At 41.1% G+C, this 17,289-nt stretch carries 17 protein-coding genes and 1 pseudogene; 3 read left to right on the top strand and 15 right to left on the bottom strand.

Translation table 11 applies throughout. From position 1 onward, the window contains the following. Positions 1 to 120: 120 nt before the first annotated feature. Positions 121 to 1,452 (bottom strand): substrate-binding domain-containing protein, encoded by a 1,332-nt coding sequence (locus tag DXB52_RS03295; protein WP_117541358.1) that lies wholly within the window; start codon positions 1,450 to 1,452, stop codon positions 121 to 123. Between the two features lie 309 nt (positions 1,453 to 1,761). Between DXB52_RS03295 and DXB52_RS03290 the strand changes: the two are divergent. After that, a pseudogene (locus DXB52_RS03290) lies at positions 1,762 to 1,931 on the top strand (DUF362 domain-containing protein). 190 nt (positions 1,932 to 2,121) lie between these two features. Continuing rightward, positions 2,122 to 2,739, top strand: coding sequence for a helix-turn-helix domain-containing protein (locus DXB52_RS03285; RefSeq protein ID WP_015527523.1), 618 nt, complete (start codon positions 2,122 to 2,124; stop codon positions 2,737 to 2,739). Positions 2,740 to 2,843: 104 nt separating this feature from the next. On the opposite strand, the gene dnaB is transcribed toward DXB52_RS03285, so the two are convergent. The 13 genes from dnaB to nagA all read right to left on the bottom strand — a co-directional run bounded on the left by dnaB (position 2,844) and on the right by nagA (position 13,998). Next, complete coding sequence (gene dnaB / locus DXB52_RS03280; RefSeq protein ID WP_015527522.1) at positions 2,844 to 4,199, bottom strand: replicative DNA helicase; 1,356 nt, start codon at positions 4,197 to 4,199, stop codon at positions 2,844 to 2,846. A gap of 15 nt (positions 4,200 to 4,214) precedes the next feature. Further along, positions 4,215 to 4,664 carry a 50S ribosomal protein L9 gene (gene rplI, locus DXB52_RS03275; protein ID WP_015527521.1) on the bottom strand — a complete coding sequence of 150 codons (450 nt, stop codon included), beginning with the start codon at positions 4,662 to 4,664 and terminating at the stop codon, positions 4,215 to 4,217. A 2-nt stretch (positions 4,665 to 4,666) separates the two neighbouring features. Further along, positions 4,667 to 6,712 carry a DHH family phosphoesterase gene (locus DXB52_RS03270; RefSeq protein WP_015527520.1) on the bottom strand — a complete coding sequence of 682 codons (2,046 nt, stop codon included), beginning with the start codon at positions 6,710 to 6,712 and terminating at the stop codon, positions 4,667 to 4,669. 195 nt (positions 6,713 to 6,907) lie between these two features. Next, a complete protein-coding gene (gene rpsR / locus DXB52_RS03265) occupies positions 6,908 to 7,174 on the bottom strand; it encodes a 30S ribosomal protein S18 (RefSeq protein ID WP_015527519.1) in 267 nt (88 codons plus the stop codon). Positions 7,175 to 7,195: 21 nt separating this feature from the next. Continuing rightward, entirely contained in the window at positions 7,196 to 7,642 is a 447-nt protein-coding gene (locus DXB52_RS03260) for a single-stranded DNA-binding protein (protein WP_117541356.1), read from the bottom strand. Positions 7,643 to 7,658: 16 nt separating this feature from the next. Next, positions 7,659 to 7,946 carry a 30S ribosomal protein S6 gene (gene rpsF, locus DXB52_RS03255; RefSeq protein ID WP_015527517.1) on the bottom strand — a complete coding sequence of 96 codons (288 nt, stop codon included), beginning with the start codon at positions 7,944 to 7,946 and terminating at the stop codon, positions 7,659 to 7,661. A 127-nt stretch (positions 7,947 to 8,073) separates the two neighbouring features. Then, complete coding sequence (locus DXB52_RS03250) at positions 8,074 to 8,262, bottom strand: DUF951 domain-containing protein (RefSeq protein ID WP_117568712.1); 189 nt, start codon at positions 8,260 to 8,262, stop codon at positions 8,074 to 8,076. A gap of 1 nt (position 8,263) precedes the next feature. Then, positions 8,264 to 9,115 (bottom strand): class B sortase, encoded by an 852-nt coding sequence (srtB, locus tag DXB52_RS03245; protein WP_118106533.1) that lies wholly within the window; start codon positions 9,113 to 9,115, stop codon positions 8,264 to 8,266. A 26-nt stretch (positions 9,116 to 9,141) separates the two neighbouring features. After that, positions 9,142 to 9,777 (bottom strand): lactate utilization protein, encoded by a 636-nt coding sequence (locus DXB52_RS03240; protein ID WP_117541350.1) that lies wholly within the window; start codon positions 9,775 to 9,777, stop codon positions 9,142 to 9,144. Positions 9,778 to 9,986: 209 nt separating this feature from the next. Beyond that, entirely contained in the window at positions 9,987 to 10,874 is an 888-nt protein-coding gene (locus DXB52_RS03235; protein WP_118106531.1) for a Cof-type HAD-IIB family hydrolase, read from the bottom strand. A 94-nt stretch (positions 10,875 to 10,968) separates the two neighbouring features. Next, entirely contained in the window at positions 10,969 to 11,718 is a 750-nt protein-coding gene (locus tag DXB52_RS03230; protein WP_117541346.1) for a copper homeostasis protein CutC, read from the bottom strand. A 308-nt stretch (positions 11,719 to 12,026) separates the two neighbouring features. Continuing rightward, positions 12,027 to 12,752: a glucosamine-6-phosphate deaminase gene (nagB, locus tag DXB52_RS03225; protein ID WP_118106529.1), complete on the bottom strand. Its 726-nt coding sequence runs from the start codon at positions 12,750 to 12,752 to the stop codon at positions 12,027 to 12,029. A 121-nt stretch (positions 12,753 to 12,873) separates the two neighbouring features. Next, positions 12,874 to 13,998 (bottom strand): N-acetylglucosamine-6-phosphate deacetylase, encoded by a 1,125-nt coding sequence (gene nagA / locus DXB52_RS03220; RefSeq protein ID WP_118106526.1) that lies wholly within the window; start codon positions 13,996 to 13,998, stop codon positions 12,874 to 12,876. A gap of 344 nt (positions 13,999 to 14,342) precedes the next feature. On the opposite strand from nagA, the gene DXB52_RS03215 reads away from it, so the two are divergent. Beyond that, a complete protein-coding gene (locus tag DXB52_RS03215; RefSeq protein WP_117541340.1) occupies positions 14,343 to 15,863 on the top strand; it encodes a sodium/proline symporter in 1,521 nt (506 codons plus the stop codon). Positions 15,864 to 15,941: 78 nt separating this feature from the next. On the opposite strand, the gene DXB52_RS03210 is transcribed toward DXB52_RS03215, so the two are convergent. Continuing rightward, positions 15,942 to 17,195 (bottom strand): RNA-binding domain-containing protein, encoded by a 1,254-nt coding sequence (locus DXB52_RS03210; RefSeq protein ID WP_118106557.1) that lies wholly within the window; start codon positions 17,193 to 17,195, stop codon positions 15,942 to 15,944. Positions 17,196 to 17,289: the final 94 nt, after the last annotated feature.

Here is a 17,289-nt window from a genome sequence, read left to right as displayed (position 1 = left end):
AAACATCAGGTTTTATACTTCATTCTGAAATTCAGAAATATAGAAGTAATAAAATCCTGATGTTTTTCTTTTGCCTGACAAGCTCTTTTCTTTTATGAAATTGTTCGATTTATTTTCAACTTATTCGTAAAGGAACGGTGTTATCGTATCGTCATTCATATTGTCTGCTGTCACCCACACATATCCTGTGTTGACCTCAGCTTCATTTCCAATCTCAAGAACTGTACGTGCCGCTGCAACTACTGTCGCATATCCCATTCCAAAAGGATTCTGCACAATAAGTCCATCCACCTTTCCATCTTTCAATGCATTGACCTGCTCTTTTCCTGCATCAAACCCTACTAATGTAATATGTTTTTCTGAATCAAACTGATCCAGCGTCCTAATTGCAAGCTGGGTTACTGTCTCGTTCGTAGCAATACATCCCTTTAAATCAGGATGTTTCTCCATATAATATTGAATTGCATCTTCATCACTCATCTTTGCCGCGCCATCGTTGACCTGCTGCATCTTCTCGGACAATTCATTGTCCGCTTCCTGTGCTGTCTCATTCGCACTTTCGTCTGCTGATGAAGAAGCCGCATTCGATGCTGCATCTGCAATTGTCTCGGAAGCATCACCTGTTCCTGTTGTCTCTTCCTTCTTTTCTCCTGCTTCTGCAGCTGCCAGTTCTTCTGGTGTTACCCCTACCTGTTCAGCCACAATCTGTTTCTTCAACATTTCCAGCTGATCCAGATAAATTGTCTCTGTAACAGTCACATTCGGATGATTTGCTGCAAGTTCATTTTTGATTTCTGCCTCACGCTCTTTCGCCGTATCTGATACTGTATCATGCACAAGCAGCAGAATTTCTCCACTGTCACCGATCTTCTCACAGAAATTCTTTGTTCCTGTTGTTACCGCTTCTATATTATTCGTTTTGCAAGTACTTTGGATATTCTGATAGCTGTTTCCCGAATCAAATGCTACGATCGGAATTCCATTCTCAATCGCAAGATCAAACTGGACGGAGCATGCGCTTGCATCTACACTGGAAATTGCGATCACATCCGGATAACGTGCAAGCTCTTCATCCAGAATATTCACCTGCTGATCGATATTATCATTCTCATCCGGTGCACTGTATAATACTTTTACCTTATCATTTCCTGAATAGCCCAGTGCTGTATTCAAGTCCGTTGCTGCCTGCTCTACCCCTGCCTTTACCTGATTCCAATATGGTGTTGAAGATGCCCTTCCGATTACAGAAATATAAGTTCCAGGTTCCAGATCTAGATTGTCTACCGATGCATATGCAGAAGATTTGATTGCATCCAGATTCGCCTGATATACCGGTGTTTCTGTCTTATCTCCTGTAAAAACCGGATCATCTGCTTTCTTTCCGCAGCCGGCTGCAAGTACCGTCATACAAAGTGCTGCCGCAATCGCTGCTCTTACATTTCGTTTCCGCATAACCTTCTCCTTCTTTTCATTTACACAATTTTATCTCTATGTTTTCTACTTTTTAACTCTCAATCCATTATGATACACGAATCCTTGAAAAATGGAAGAGATAATTTCTTAAAATCTCGTGAATTTTTGTTTTTTACTAATTTAGGATAGAAATCTTCTATTTTCCACGTTTACAAGTTCTATAAGACTAACTTATAAATTACTCAAATAAATACATCAGGAACTCTTGTATATTTCCCCATCTTGTATTAAATGAGGATAACGAAAAGGGAAAAACCTATCGTAATCCAAAAAAGGAGGGTACATACAATGGCACACGTAATTAGTGATGAATGTGTAGCTGTGGTACTTGCGAAGGCGAATGTCCAGTAGGCGCTATTTCTGAAGGAGATGGCAAATATGAGATCGATGCTGATGCTTGTGTAGATTGCGGAGCTTGTGAGGCTGCTTGTCCTACAGGCGCTATCTCTGAGGCATAATTTATAAGCGCTAAGTGATCACAAAACGCAGAAATCCTGCTCATCTGATTGATTCGATGTAGCAGGATTTCTTTTTTTGCCATAATTTGACGAACGATTAGCACTCCTTTCATAATTTCTCTATGCTATAATGAATGTAGCGAAATCAGAACAGTAATCGCAATGATTCTAACAGGAGGATAGAAAATCAATGGGTGAAGTCAGATTTATGATCTCTGAAGCTGCCAAGAAAGTTCAGGTAGAATCCCATGTCTTAAGGTACTGGGAAGATGAACTTCATATTCCTATCGGCCGCACAGAGATGGGACATCGATATTATACCCAGGATGATATCCAGCTCTTTTGCTGTATTAAAAAACTTAAGAATGAAGGGGTTCTGCTTCGCGATCTGAAGCCATTGATCCCAGAGTTGAAATCTACACGTCAGATAATGAGACACGCTGAAAACAAGGAAAAGAATGCCATTGCCAAAACACCCGCACCTGACCTGACATCTGAGTGCAAACCGGCCACCACCACTACTCCGGTCGAAGTCATCACAAATACCCAGCTAGAACATGTACGTTCACTCATCGGAGAGGTACTTACGGAAGTTGTTACTGAAAATAACAAAACATTAGAAAAAGAAATCAGCACTCAGGTCACCGCCGATGTCATACGTGAGATGGATTTTCTTTTCCAGGCAAAAGAACGGCAGGAAGAAGAACATTTCCGTAAACTGGACAGCCTGATTCGCCAGCAGCAGGCGACCCGAAGAGAAAGTGTGAAGAATAGTCCGGTACTGAGATTCAAAAAAAGATTTACATAGCATTTCTTCGATTTCTAATTGCACACTGCACATACCGGTAGATTTATTGGATTTGTATACCGAAAAAGGACAGGCTCTCCAACAAGTGCCTGTCCTTTTCTTTTTTACATCTCCTGATCCTGCTGACGCAGCTCGTTTCCAAAACGAGTGTACTGTGGCATCCACGCAAGACGCACGGTACCGATCGGGCCGTTTCTCTGTTTTGCGATAATAATTTCTGCAATATTCTTATCTTCCGTGTCAGGATTATAATAGTCATCACGATAGATAAACATACAGACATCGGCATCCTGCTCGATTGCTCCGGACTCTCGGAGGTCTGAAAGCATCGGACGCTTATCTGTTCTCTGCTCAACCGCACGGCTCAGCTGTGACAGTGCAAGCACCGGCACATTCAATTCTCTAGCAAGACCTTTCAAAGAACGGGAGATCTCAGAAATCTCCTGCTGACGGCTCTCATTCTTTCTTGAATTGCTTCCGCTCATCAACTGTAAGTAGTCGATAATGATCAGGTCAAGTCCCATCTCCAACTTGTATTTTCTACACTTTGAGCGCATCTCTGAAATCGTAATACCTGACGTATCATCAATGATCATTCTTGATGATCCTATTGTTCCGGCTCCTTCGATTAACTTCTCCCAATCCGTATCTGACAGATTACCGGTTCTTAGTATCTGTGCATCCACATGAGACTCCAATGAGAACAAACGGTTTACCAACTGCTCTTTGGACATCTCGAGACTGAAGATTGCTACTGCTTTATTCTGACGAAATGCCACATGCTGTGCGATATTCAATACGAACGCTGTCTTACCCATAGAAGGACGGGCTGCGATCAGTACAAGGTCTGAGCGCTGCAGACCGGACAACTTATAATCAAGATCAATGAATCCTGTCGGAATTCCTGTTACTGTTCCTTTTGTCTTGGACGCACGCTCAATTACATCCAATGCATTGAGTACAACCTGCTTGATCGGTACATACTCTTCTGAATTCCCTGTCTCTGCAAGTGCAAAAACCTGCTTCTGTGCATCTTCCAAAATCTCCTCTAATGGCTGATTCTGCAGATAACAGGCATTTGCTGTCTCTTCATTTACTTTGATCAGGCGACGCATGATTGATTTTTCACGTACAATTTCAGCATAGCTCTTGATATTCGCAGAAGTCTGTGTTCCCATCAGCAAATCTCTTGCAAACTCCATACTGCTGATCTCTGGCGGGACATCCTTTTCTTTCAAATATTCCTGCAAGGTGATCAGATCGACCGGTTTTCCCGCATGAAACAGTTCCACCATAGAATTAAACAAGATTCCATATGCTGTCTGATAAAAATCATCCCCTGATAATATCTCGGAGGCCACCGTAATGGCCTCCTTGTTCATCAGCATCGCACCGAGCACTGCCTGCTCAGCCTCCGCACTGTGCGGAGGAATTCGTTTCATTGCTGCTTCCATATCCATAAAGATTTCGTCTCCTTATGCTTCTTCCTGTACAACTACTTTCAGCTCTGCTGTAACCTGTGGATGAAGCTTTACAGACACGTTGTGTGTTCCGAGTGTCTTGATCGCTTCTTTTAACTGGATCTTCTTTTTATCAACATTAAGATTCAACTGTGCTTTTACTTCCTCTGCAATCTCTTTGCTTGATACAGAACCGAAAGTTCTTCCGCCTTCTCCAACTTTGATGTGTGTTACAATTTTAGCTTCTGCGATCTTAGCTGCAAGCTCTTTCGCTGCCTCCAGGTTCTCCTCCGCAACTTTTTTCTCGTTATTCTTCTGAAGCTTCAGATCATTCAGATTCTTTCCTGTTGCTTCCAGTCCAAGCTTCTTTGGAATGATAAAGTTTCTAGCATATCCATCATTTACGTTTACGATCTCTCCTTTTTTTCCAAGAGATTTTACATCCTGTAATAAAATAACTTTCATTATCAAATATCTCCTTCTTCTATCATTTTATCAATAGTCTCTTTCAATGCACTGACTGCTTCATGCATATTCGTGTGGTCAAACTGTGCTCCCGCGGAATTAATATGACCGCCTCCACCGAGCTTCTCCGCGATAATCTGAACATTCACTTCATCGATAGAACGCGCACTCATATAAATCTTATTTTCATATTCTGTCAATACAAAAGAAGCCTTTATTCCGCTAATATCCAACAATTCATTCGCCGCTTGTGCTGCAAGCACTGTAGGACTGTCAATATCGCTTGGGCATACTGCAATCGCATACTCCTTACGATAAACTTCTGCATTGCGGACTGCCTCAGCCTTTGCCTGATAAGATGCCATATCATCACGGAACATCTTACGTACCCGTGTAATATCTGCACCACATCTTCTCAAAAATGCTGCTGCTTCAAAGGTTCTCACACCTGTGCGGTTCATAAAGTTTCTCGTATCGATCATAATTCCGGCATACATGCACTCTGCTTCAAGTGCCGGGAATTTGATGTCATCTACCATATACTGTAGAACTTCTGCGATCATCTCGCAAGTGGAAGAGGAATACGGCTCCACATAAGAAAGTACCGCGTTCTCAATAATATTACTGCTCTGCCTGTGATGATCCAGCACTGCAATCATCTTTGATCTCTTCAAGAGTTCCGGACACTCTGTCATCTGTGGCTTGTTTGTATCTACCACAATGACCATTGCATTGTCATCCACATAATCCAATGCCTGTTCTGACGTAATAAAAATATCATCCTCATATGCAGGGCTCTCCAGAATCTCATCATACAACGGGCGAACAGATCCGGTAACTTCATTGATCACGATATGTGCCTTTTTCTCCAGACTTACTGCAGCACGGTAAATACCCATACATGCACCGAAAGAATCCGGGTCAGCAATCTTATGGCCCATAACAATAACTTTGTCTCTGGTCACAATAAACTCTCGAAGTGCCTCAGCCTTAACACGCGCCTTCACTCGTGTATTCTTCGCTGTCTGCTCCTTCTTACCACCAAAATACGTAATTCCGTTGCAGTCCTTAATAACTGCCTGATCCCCGCCTCTGGCAAGTGCAAGGTCGATTGCCACACGTGCATACTGGTAACTCAACGCATACGTTGCCGTATTCAATCCCAAACCAATACTCAGCGTTGCTGATCTTGAATTACCGATATTAACCTGTTTTACCTCTTCCAGAAGGGAAAACTTGTCTTCTTTCAGCTTTTTGTAAGCATCCTTTCGAAGTACGATAAAATACTTATCCTTCTCCAGTTTCTTTACGATACCATCTACGTCTCCGATATACTTATTGATCTTACGGTCGATCAATGCCACAAGAAGGGATTGTCTGACTTCCTCAACACTTTCCATGACCTCGTCATAGTTATCGATATAAATCAATCCGGCAATCATTCTCTGGTCTTCGTTCTCTCGGATGTAGGCATTCAGTTCTGTCACATCTCTTAAAGAAACTGCAACAAAATATTCCTGCTCTTCCGGAATCTGAAGCAACTCTTCTTTCTCACTGAATCCCTCCAATGATACTTTTCGAAGCTCTGCCTGATAACTTCTTTCACGATAAGTTACTTCCAATTCTACATGATCCACATCATTTTTTGGAAACACACCCGGATGTAATTCTGGAATCATACGGTTCAGATAACGTTCTTTTCTCTGACCCTCTGTCAGATTTAAAAAACAATCATTCTTCCACAGAATCCTCCCGTCTTCAAGCGCAATCGCATAGGGAATTGCCAGTTCTTTGAGCAGTCGGTTTTCAATACCTTTGTACTGTACTGAAAACTGGATCAGATCTGCCAGGATCAAAGATCTGTTATAGAAATATAGCGAAAAAGCGATTCCTACATATATAATTATGATCACTGACATCAAAAGTCCGGCTTTCTTGTCTACCATGTACACCCATACATCCATGCCAATCAAGAGAAGTGTCATGATCAGCGGCCATCGCATGTACATTCTGAGCTGTCCCTTCAGCTGCATTTTATTCTTTTTCATAACTAATACCTCACCTGGGACTACTATCAATCACCACCATATGTGACTAATTACAATATAGCTAATCTATTATAGCATCTTTTCCCCTAAGATGCTATAGGTTGTATTATGCAAAAATGAGTTAGAAAAAAGCAAAAAGATCGAATTTCTGAATTTCTCCAAAAATTCGATCTTGTTATTAGCTAATTATCTCAATTAGTCCTGAACGTAAGGCATAAGAGAAATGTGTCTAGCTCTCTTGATTGCTACTGTAAGAGCTCTCTGGTGCTTAGCACAGTTTCCTGTAATTCTTCTAGGAAGAATTTTTCCTCTTTCAGAAACATATTTCTTTAATTTTGCAACGTCCTTGTAATCGATTTCGTTATTTTCTTTACCACAGAACACGCAAACTTTTTTTCTTCTACGAGCTGGGCCTCTTCTTTTGAATCCACCCTCTGGTCTGCTTCCTTTTTCGTAAGCCATGATGGTTATCTCCTTTCCGACTTAGTTAAACGGTAACTCCTCATCGATACCATCCGGGATATTCATAAAGCCATCACCTGCATCTGCGCTAGGTGCCGGACTCGGTGCAGACTGACGCTGGAAACTTGCTCTGTTAGCTTCGGCCTCGGCTCTGCTCTCTGCAAACTCCTGTTCTTCCACGATCACTTCTGTTGTGTATACTTTCACACCATCTTTGTTCGTGTAGCTTCCTGTCTGGATACGTCCGGAAATTGAGACACGCATTCCCTGATGGAAATACTTCTCAGCAAACTCTGCGGAACGTCCGAATATAACACACGGAATAAAATCCGCTGTCGGCTCACCGTCTCTTCTGAATCTGCGATCTACAGCAAGTGTATATCTTGCAACCGCTGTAGCACTGTCTCCCTGTGAATATCTCACCTCTGGGTCTCTTGTTAACCGTCCTACTAAAACTACTTTATTCATATATACCTCTTTCCGCTTATGCTTCCTGTTTCACGCATAAATATCTGAGTACATTGTCCATAATGCGGATACGCTGCTCTACTTCAGCTGGAACTGTACTTTCAGCCTCGAAGTGGATGAAGTAATAAAATCCTTCTTTCATTTTCTGGATCTCGTAAGCGAATCTTCTCTTGCCCCACTCATCAACGTCTGTTACATTACCGCCGAAACGAGTGATCATTGCTTTCACTTTCTCGATTACTTCCGCTCTTGCTTCGTCTTCGAGTTTTGCGCTTACAACAACAGCTAATTCATACTTATTCATCTTATTTTACCTCCTTATGGTCTCTTGGCCCCCGGTTCCTCCCGGGAACAAGGAAATTGAATGACTGATTGGAATTGTTCCATCAGCATGTCACAGTTTCTTATAATACCATAAAGAATTTGTTGTTTCAAGCCTTTTTTGTAATTTGTCTTGTATTTTTTTCTACCAATTTTCTTGGCACCATAATCTGGTGCCCACACCCCATACATTTGAGACGAAAATCCGCTCCGACCCGGAGAATCTCCCACTGCTGACTTCCGCATGGATGCGGTTTCTTCATCTTAATAATGTCGCCTACATCAAATCTGTCTGCCATTCTAATTTTCTCCTCCGTCTGTCGCCGTCAATACTCCCTGCAAAAGGAATCTCTCATCTTCTCTTACATTGGTACAAGTTGAAAGACTGACAATCTGAGACTGCGCATTCACTTCTGTTCCTGTGTCATATGCTGAATCTTCTTTACACATTTTCAAATAACTCTCAAACGCTTCGTCTGTCGCATAAGTCAGATTATACTGATCTGAAGTATCCTTCACAACAGCTGCTGAAAACACGGTATAAGTCCTTGTTTTTCCATCCGGTGTATAAATATAGAAATTCGGATGTTCTTTATAGAAAGATTCTTCCTCATACTCTTTCAGCTGCGAAAACATCTCTCCGCCTATTTTCATATTATGACCATAAATCATTGTATTCTTGTCTGAGAAATCACTTGTATTTCTCATGTCCATGAAAATCGCACCAAGCTTATTATCACTTTCCGTAAATGTCTTTGTAAGGTATTCCTTATTATCCGCACTTTTCACAACCGGATAACTAATGATCGACGGTTCATCAAAACGGATCCATGCAACAGTATCCGGATTTTCCTGCAAGAGTACATCAAAATCCACCTTAAATCGAGCTTCCGAGGTGTCCTCTGAATCCTTCGTAGTCTCTATCGTAATTGCTTTATCTTTGAGTTTGTCGTACTCTTTTCCACCGGAATAGTACGGTATCAGCATTTTAACCAACTGAAAAAGTGAAAATGCAAAAACACAGATTGCCACGATCAAAATCGTCGTTGTTACTACATCAAATGCAACACGTTTTTTCTTTCGCCCGCCTCTTCTCTCTGCCTGCCGTTTTGCCCCTCTGCGGCGTACCGGCTTTTTTACGTTTCTTCCCATTTGTTTTCCCCCACTTATTCTATTCTCTAAAAGCCAAGATTCTCGTCTACAAGGATAATTTTAAAGCGCCCCTTTTGACGACTGAATCTTGTCATCAATATCTGACAGCAGATACATTCCGGACTCTTACAGTCAAAGCAGCTTCCAGCCTTGGAACATGGTGTATCAATTCCAAAACGCTGTGCATTTACAGGTGCAGCTTCATTTCTCGCCCTGCTCATTGCATCTTCCTGTGTCTTTACAACTTTGTTCATGCCAACAATTAAAAGTACATTCTTGGGTCCAAATGCATATGCTGCCACACGGTTTGCATTTCCGTCAATATTAATGAAGACACCGTCCTCACTCATCGCATTCACGCTTCCGAGGAACCAGTCGCAGGAAAAAGCTGCTCTCGCGATTTTCTGTTTCTCTTCCTGTGTAGATGCTTTATCTCTGTCACAGAAATTATAATTTCCGGAACAGATTGCATCAATCAATCCACACTCACGAACAGAAGAGGAACCTCCCATATTAATCGTGCTTCCTTCCGGAATCCACTCCAGTGCTTTCTTCACTGCTTCTTCCTTTGTCTCAGCATAATAAGCATCCATATTTCTGGATTCAAGCGCTTTCACCACACGTTCTCCAAGTACTTTGTTTCTTTTCTGTCTTGCATCCATCTTAATTGCCTCGCTTCATTTTGTGTTATCAACATACAGTTTCATTTTTTGAAAAGTTATTCACAATTTGAGTAACTGTTCAGAGCCAAGCAAAATTTCAAAAAACAGGTGTAAAATGCTTGCATTTTTAAGACTGTTTTTGAAATTTTATTTGGCGGATACGCCACACCTCCAAAATGCATAGCATTTTGGAGGTTGGCTCTGAACAGTTAGCAATTTGAATTAGTTATCCCCTGCTTTTTCAACAGTTCATGAATGGTATATGCCACCCCTAAGTCTTCATTTGACTTTGTAACATATTTTGAAACCTGCTTCACTTCATCATCTGCATTTTCCATCGCAACAGTTGCGCCAAAATCCATAGACAACATAGAGTAATCATTCAGGCTGTCACCAAATACCATCACTTCATCTTTTGTATAACCTAAAGATTCAATATATTCCTGAATCGCAGGTCCTTTCTCCGCTCCTTTTACCGTGATTTCCAGATTATTATAGAAGGAAGACGCAACTGCGAGCTCCGGATTCTGCATCAGTCTGCGCTTGATCTTATCAAGCATCTCCAGATCGCCTGTAAAAAGGAAAATCTTATGGATTATAATTCCCTGTTTCTCTAATTCGTCCACAGAATCGATTCGTCTTGAACTTGCCTTCACTCGCTTATAAAGTTCTGACTGCTCTATTTGGTCTCTGCACTCAGATAAATGGAACAACTGAATCTGACGAACAATACTCTCCTCTACTTCCTCCGGTGTTCCCACACGATACTCATAAGGTCCGGCACAATACAATACCGAGATTGGATATTCTTCCAATACCTTTGCCACCTCATTGCAGACCTCATATGTAAATCCTATGCTTTTTAGAATTTCACCCTTTGGGTTGCGTACCTCTGCGCCTGAGCCCACAATAAAATCACAGCCAAGATCCAGATCTTTTAATTCTTCCATTGCTCCATTATAACTTCTTCCGGTTGCTATCATAAAGCGGATTCCCGCCGCCTGTGCTTCACGGATCGCTTCTACTGTCTCCGGTGCTACTTTATGATTGTCTCCAAGAAGTGTTCCATCCATATCACTTGCTATTACTTTGATCATAATCCGCTTTCTCCTGTTAAAATTGTTACTGTTTTTACCTTTGTCTATGAGTATAACTGTTTTTTTCAAGCTGTGCAAGACACGTCTGTTGAAGTTAATCTATTGTTTTTAAAACCTTTACTGCTTTCACGATTTCTTCTTCCGAAGTCTGCCAGAGCGCATAATCTCCACGCTCTGACAATCCAAGTCCTATTCCTTCTTTTCTATATTTCATCGCACTGTCCACTACGATTTTTCCAGACATATGATAAGAAGTAATTCCAGTATATGGAAGAAGCTTTTCTATTGATTCTGCACCAATCCCACTTGCGGCAAGGATTTCTATTCTTCCTGCGCTTTTTTCCTGAAGTGCTTTCAGCATCTCTCTTCCTTCCCATGCTGTTTCCTTCTGTCCACTTGTCAGAATCGTATCAAATCCAAGTTCAATGGCTTCTTCGAGTGCTTTCATCGGATCTATGCAGACATCAAATGCACGGTGAAGCGCTTTCTCTTTATTTCCTGCTGCCTTAATAAGCTCTGCCATATGCTCTGTATCCAACGTACCATCCGGATTGAGCATTCCGATGACAACTCCATCAGCTCCCATCTCACAGTACATCTGAACTTCCTCTTTTAGCTGTTCAAACTCATACTGGTCATAACAATAATCTCCATATCTTGGACGAAGAAGAACTCTTGTCTTGATATTCGTATATTTTTTTACAAGATCAAATAATGCTTTTCCCGGAGTAAGTCCTCCGATCACAAGATTACTACAAAGCTCGATTCGGTCTGCGCCACCTTTCTGCGCATTGATCGCTGATTGTACACAATCTGTGCATGCTTCTAATATTGTTGTTTTCATCTGTTCTGTTTTCCTTCAATAATTAAGAATTTGTAACTGTTCAGAGCCAAGCAAAATTTCAAAAAAAGGTGTAAAATGCTTGCATTTTTTAGACTGTTTTTGAAATTTTATTTGGCGGATACGCCACACCTCCGAAATGCATAGCATTTTGGAGGTTGGCTCTGAATAGTTACAAGAATTTTATATATTAGAAGAAGCTGCCGTTGGCAGCTTCTTCATGGTTCTTATCGTTTACTAAGAAGTCTCTCTGGACACAAGCTGCTATTAAGCGTTAACCGTATGTCAGTTAAGGACCTCTTACAGGCATTTTACAGGTACTTTGCTGCCTCTTCGTCACAGATCACTGTTACATGTGGATGGAACTGTAAGATACTTCCAGGTACCTTTGGTGTAACCGGTCCGTTTACTACTTCTTTCAGGATCTCTGCTTTATTCTCTCCGTTTACAAGAAGTACGATCTTCTTTGCACGCATAATTGTTCCGATCCCCATAGAAACAGCTTTTCTCGGCACATCTTCTTTCTTCTCAAAGAAACGCTTATTCGCTTCAATTGTGCTGTCTGTCAGGTCGATCTCACCTGTTACTTTTGTAAACTCATCTGCCGGCTCGTTGAATCCGATATGTCCATTGCATCCAAGTCCAAGCAGCTGGATTTCTACCTGTCCTGTCTTTGCCATCAGCTCTTCATATGCTTTTCCTGACTCTCCAGCTTCAAATCCAACCCCATCCGGTACATGTACATTCTCTTTGTTGATATTTACATGATCGAAAAGATTGTCATTCATGAAATAATGATAGCTCTGATCATGCTCCGGTGCCAGCCCGATATACTCATCCAGGTTGAATGTAGTAACCTGAGAGAAATCAAGATCTCCCGCCTCATACATCTTAACAAGCTCTTTGTACAGACCAACCGGTGTAGATCCTGTTGCCATTCCAAGGATTGTCTTTGGATTCTCCATAATCTCTGCTGCAAACAATGTTGCCGCTGCCTTGCTCATCTCTTCATAATTCTTCTTTACAATTACTTCCATGTTTAATACCCTCTCATTTCATTATATTTATATCGAGTGCTTTGGAAGCCACCCCATATTTTCATAGATCAAATCTATTTGCTTCCTGCTTCAGTAAATATATTTTATAACTTCTTATTCCTTATGCGAGTTTACCATAGCTGATTGTCTGTACTAAATCAAACGCATCATTTAATACAACCATATCTGCATCTTTTCCAACTGCGATTGCACCCTTGGTCTCAAGTCCAAATTCCTTCGCCTGGTTTCCGGATGTCATCTTAACCGCTTCTTCAACAGTAGCTCCTGTAAATTCCATAACATTTTTAAATGCCTGAATGTATGTAAGGATACTTCCTGCGATCGTTCCGTCTTCCAGTTTTGCCATACCATCTTTTACGATTACGACCTGTCCGCCCAATTCGCTCTTTCCTTCCGGCATTCCTTTCGCACGCATAGAGTCTGTGATCAGCTCGATTCCATCATACCCTCTTACTTTGCATGCGAGTTTCACCATATCCGGTACAATATGCTTTCCGTCACAGATTAGCTCTGCGTGTATCCCTTCTGCCAGCATACCATATCCTGTTACCCCCGGCTCTCTGTGATTCAGTCCTCGCTGTGCATTGTAAAGATGAGTCACATGTGTTGCTCCGCTTGCATTCAATTCCCCGTATAATGCATTCGAATGTCCTGCGCTTAAGACAACTCCATTTTCCTTGCACCATATCTCAAATGACGGATCAGCCTCTTCTGGTGCATAAGTAACAATACGGATCAGTCCACCACTGATCTCATTCCATTTTTCCAGTGTGTTTTCATCTGGTTTCTTAATATAAGAAGGATCTTGTGCTCCCTTAAACACAGTTGAGATAAATGGTCCCTCTACGTGGATTCCTTTGATCACCGGGTTCTTCTGTGCCGCATCATGAATATTCTGCATTGCTTTCTCGATGTTCTCATAGGTCTGAGTCATAGTTGTACAGAAGTAAGTTGTGATTCCCTCCTGCTTTGTCATCTGCTTAACCATCTCATCAATCTCATCCGGTGTAGCATCCATATTATCTTTTCCATAACCACCATGGCTATGAATATCGATAAATCCCGGAACCACCATCGTTCCAGCACAGTTCACCTCAAGATCATCTTCTTTCGGCTCAAATCCTGTCATATCTCCGACTTCTTCAATCTTCTCATCGAAGCGGATATAACCATTTTCAATCATACCATCCCCTGTATAGATCTTCTTTTCTTTGATCAGTTTCATGCTGTTCTACCTCGTTTTCTATTTTTTAGAACACAACTCTTACTTTTCTATTATCTCACAATACCACGCGATATTCCATCAATATTTCGTGATTTTTACATAATTTGTTAAAAAATAATCTGTTCGCTTTAACTAACCGCAAAACATGAAAAATACCGGGCAACAACGTATTTTCCTCAAACTATTGACAATATCCGTCCAATTGCGGTAAATTAAATGTTATTGTGGGTTAAAAACGCCTTCAGTTATGATTTTGATACCTATGGATTGTATAAATGCTATGCCTTCTTACAATCCTGCCCGATATCATCATATAAAATAATATAAGGAAAGGATAAAAGAATATGAATTGGGAAATCATTACTTTTATTGCGTATTTCGCCATTTTGCTTGGCGTAGCGTTAGTATTTTACTTTAACGGTACCAATAAGAACTCCGAGGACTTCTTCCTTGGTGGAAGATCCATGGGACCTTGGGTAACAGCACTGTCCGCACAGGCATCCGATATGTCTGCATGGCTGCTGATGGGGCTTCCGGGATCGATCTTAGCTTTCGGTTTCGGACAGATGTGGATTGGTATTGGTCTTGCATTAGGTACAGCTGCCAACTGGATTCTGTGCGCAAAACGTCTGCGTACATTCTCTAAAGCTGCAGATGATGCGATCACATTACCACAGTATCTGACAAATCGTTTTGCAACAGACTCCAGATCACTGCAGTTGACATGTGCACTGATCTTCCTGTTTGCATATACCATTTATGTAGCATCTGCACTGGTAGCCGGTACTTCCGTATTTACAACTTTGTTCCCAACAGTTTCTCCTAAGATTGCTATGTTCGCATTCTTGCTGATCATTGTTGCCTACACTTTCTTTGGTGGCTTTACTGCTGTTTGCTGGACAGACTTCTTCCAGGGATTACTGATGATGCTTGCACTGATGCTTGTACCTCTTGTAGTCTGTATCGGTCACAGTGATCTGTTGGATCCTACTGCTCTTACTACGGTATATGAGTATACTGATGCCGCTACAGGCGCTGTAACACAGTGTGCTTTCGGAGGCGGTATCTTTGATGCCAGCTGGCAGGATATTGTCAGCGGACTTGGATGGGGATTAGGATACTTCGGTATGCCACATATCCTGGTACGTTTTATGTCTATCGAGAAACCATCCATGATCAAGAAATCTTCTATCGTAGCTATCGTATGGGTAATCATCTCACTGTTCTCTGCTGTTTTGATTGCTTACTTTGGAAGAATGGTTATGGGTGCGGAACTGCTTACTCAGGGAAATCAGAAACTTGTTTTCATTGCTATGGCCAGAAAGTTCTTCCCTGCCGGCATCTGTGGACTTCTGCTTGCAGCGATCATTGCCGCTTCAATCTCCACAGCAGATTCCCAGCTGTTGGTAGCATCCAGCTCCTTCACAGCGGATCTGTACAAGCCTTTCTTCAGAAAAAATGCTTCTGAAAAAGAGACACTGATGGTTGGACGTATCCTCGTACTGATCCTCTCCCTGATTGCTTTCGGTATCGCGAACTCCAAGGGAAGCGGTGCTCAGGCTATTATGGATATGGTTGAAAATGCATGGGGCGCTTTCGGTGCTTCCTTCGGACCTACAATCCTGCTGTCTCTGTTCTGGAAACGCTTTAACTACCAGGGCGCTGTAGCAGGTGTAATCTCCGGATTCGTTGTAGATCTTGGATGGCTGCTGACAGGAATGACAGATGCCACAGGTATCTTCGAGATCATCCCTGGATTCTTCGCAAGTCTTTTGATTGCTGTCGTTGTGGCTAATCTTACTGCCGAACCGAATGAAAAAGCTGTTGAGATTTTCGAGCAGGGAATCAAAGCTGAAACTGAATAAACTGCAAATGAATTATAAATGCGCAAAAATCAGTCGTAAATATTTACGGCTGATTTTTTGTGCGTTTATGATTCATATTTATCTTATTATATATTTCGTACCTCTTCCTCGCCCTTGGATATCTATAACACCTTTTTGTTCCATCTCTTTCAACAGCTTTGTCGTCTTTGATTTACCAAACGGTACATACGGTATGATTTCACTCACTGGTTTCAGCATTGTTCGGCTAAGAATCCGATAAATCATCTTTTCATCCTCTGAAAGATTCATGTTCTTTGCAAATAATGGAAGTACAATCTTAATCGTATTCTCTGATACTTCAAATTCTGGTTTCATCAATCCTTCTTCATACAGTTGTTTTATTCGTGTGATTCCGGTTCCGAATATCTCAACAAAACCTAAACGATAAAATACATTGGCAAGATTCCAGTTTCTTAAAACAGAAAGTTTACCAGACAAATATTCTTCCCTTGTTATTCCGGATGGCAAACCTCCAGGAGAAATAACTTCAATCCTGTCATCAAACATCAATACCCTGATCTGTGCTTCTACATCCCAGGCCCTGTGAATCAATGCATTAGCAATCGCCTCTCTAAACGCAGCTTCCGGAATCTTCTCGACCTTTTTCCTTTCAATTCCTTGAATTACTTCATATTGATAATAATCTCTAAACACATTTACTGACTTATCATATTCTTCTAATACAGATATATTTTCAAATGTTGATCTTTTTTGAATGATACTGATATTTTCACCGAATTTTACCATATCAATTCCTGGAAAATGATTTTTATCTGCTAACAGCCCTGCTGCATTATTGTAACCATTGTCATTATCATATAAGTTCAGTGTTTTCAATGTATCCTTGCTAAAACTTTCAATCTGAATGTTTTCTGATAATTTGCGATGCAACACTTCAAAAGATAACTCCTGGTCTTTACATGTCAGTTCTTCAAATCTGATATTTTGCCCTTCTAAAATAAGTCTTGAAAATTCTAGTGTATCGACTTCTATCGTTGCTGTATCATTTCGTTTGTATGCTTTTGATTTGTATAAATACGGCTTTTGAAGTCCACTTTTTACAGTAAGTTTTATTGTCTGATCATTATTCTGTATCTCAAGTGTATAATTCGGTTGTGGAGAAATGCTGTCGTTTATTTTATTTTCAATATCCAGACACGATTGCTTAGCATCTGCTAACCCTTTGATCTTTCCATCGTCATCAATCCCAAAGACAATGGTTCCTCCATCATAATTCGAAAAGGCACTTACTGTTTTCAAAAAAGTATTTGTAATCGTTTCCTTGAATTCTAATATTCGTGTTTCACGCATATCACCCACATCCTTTCCAATCCTATTGATTCTATTATATACAAAAACGTTCATAAAAACAATCGTAAATATTTAGACCGATTTATGAACGTTT

This window comes from Ruminococcus sp. OM04-4AA, assembly GCF_003462585.1.
Classification (GTDB): domain Bacteria; phylum Bacillota; class Clostridia; order Lachnospirales; family Lachnospiraceae; genus Mediterraneibacter; species Mediterraneibacter faecis.
This window is presented reverse-complemented; position numbering and strand designations above follow the sequence as displayed.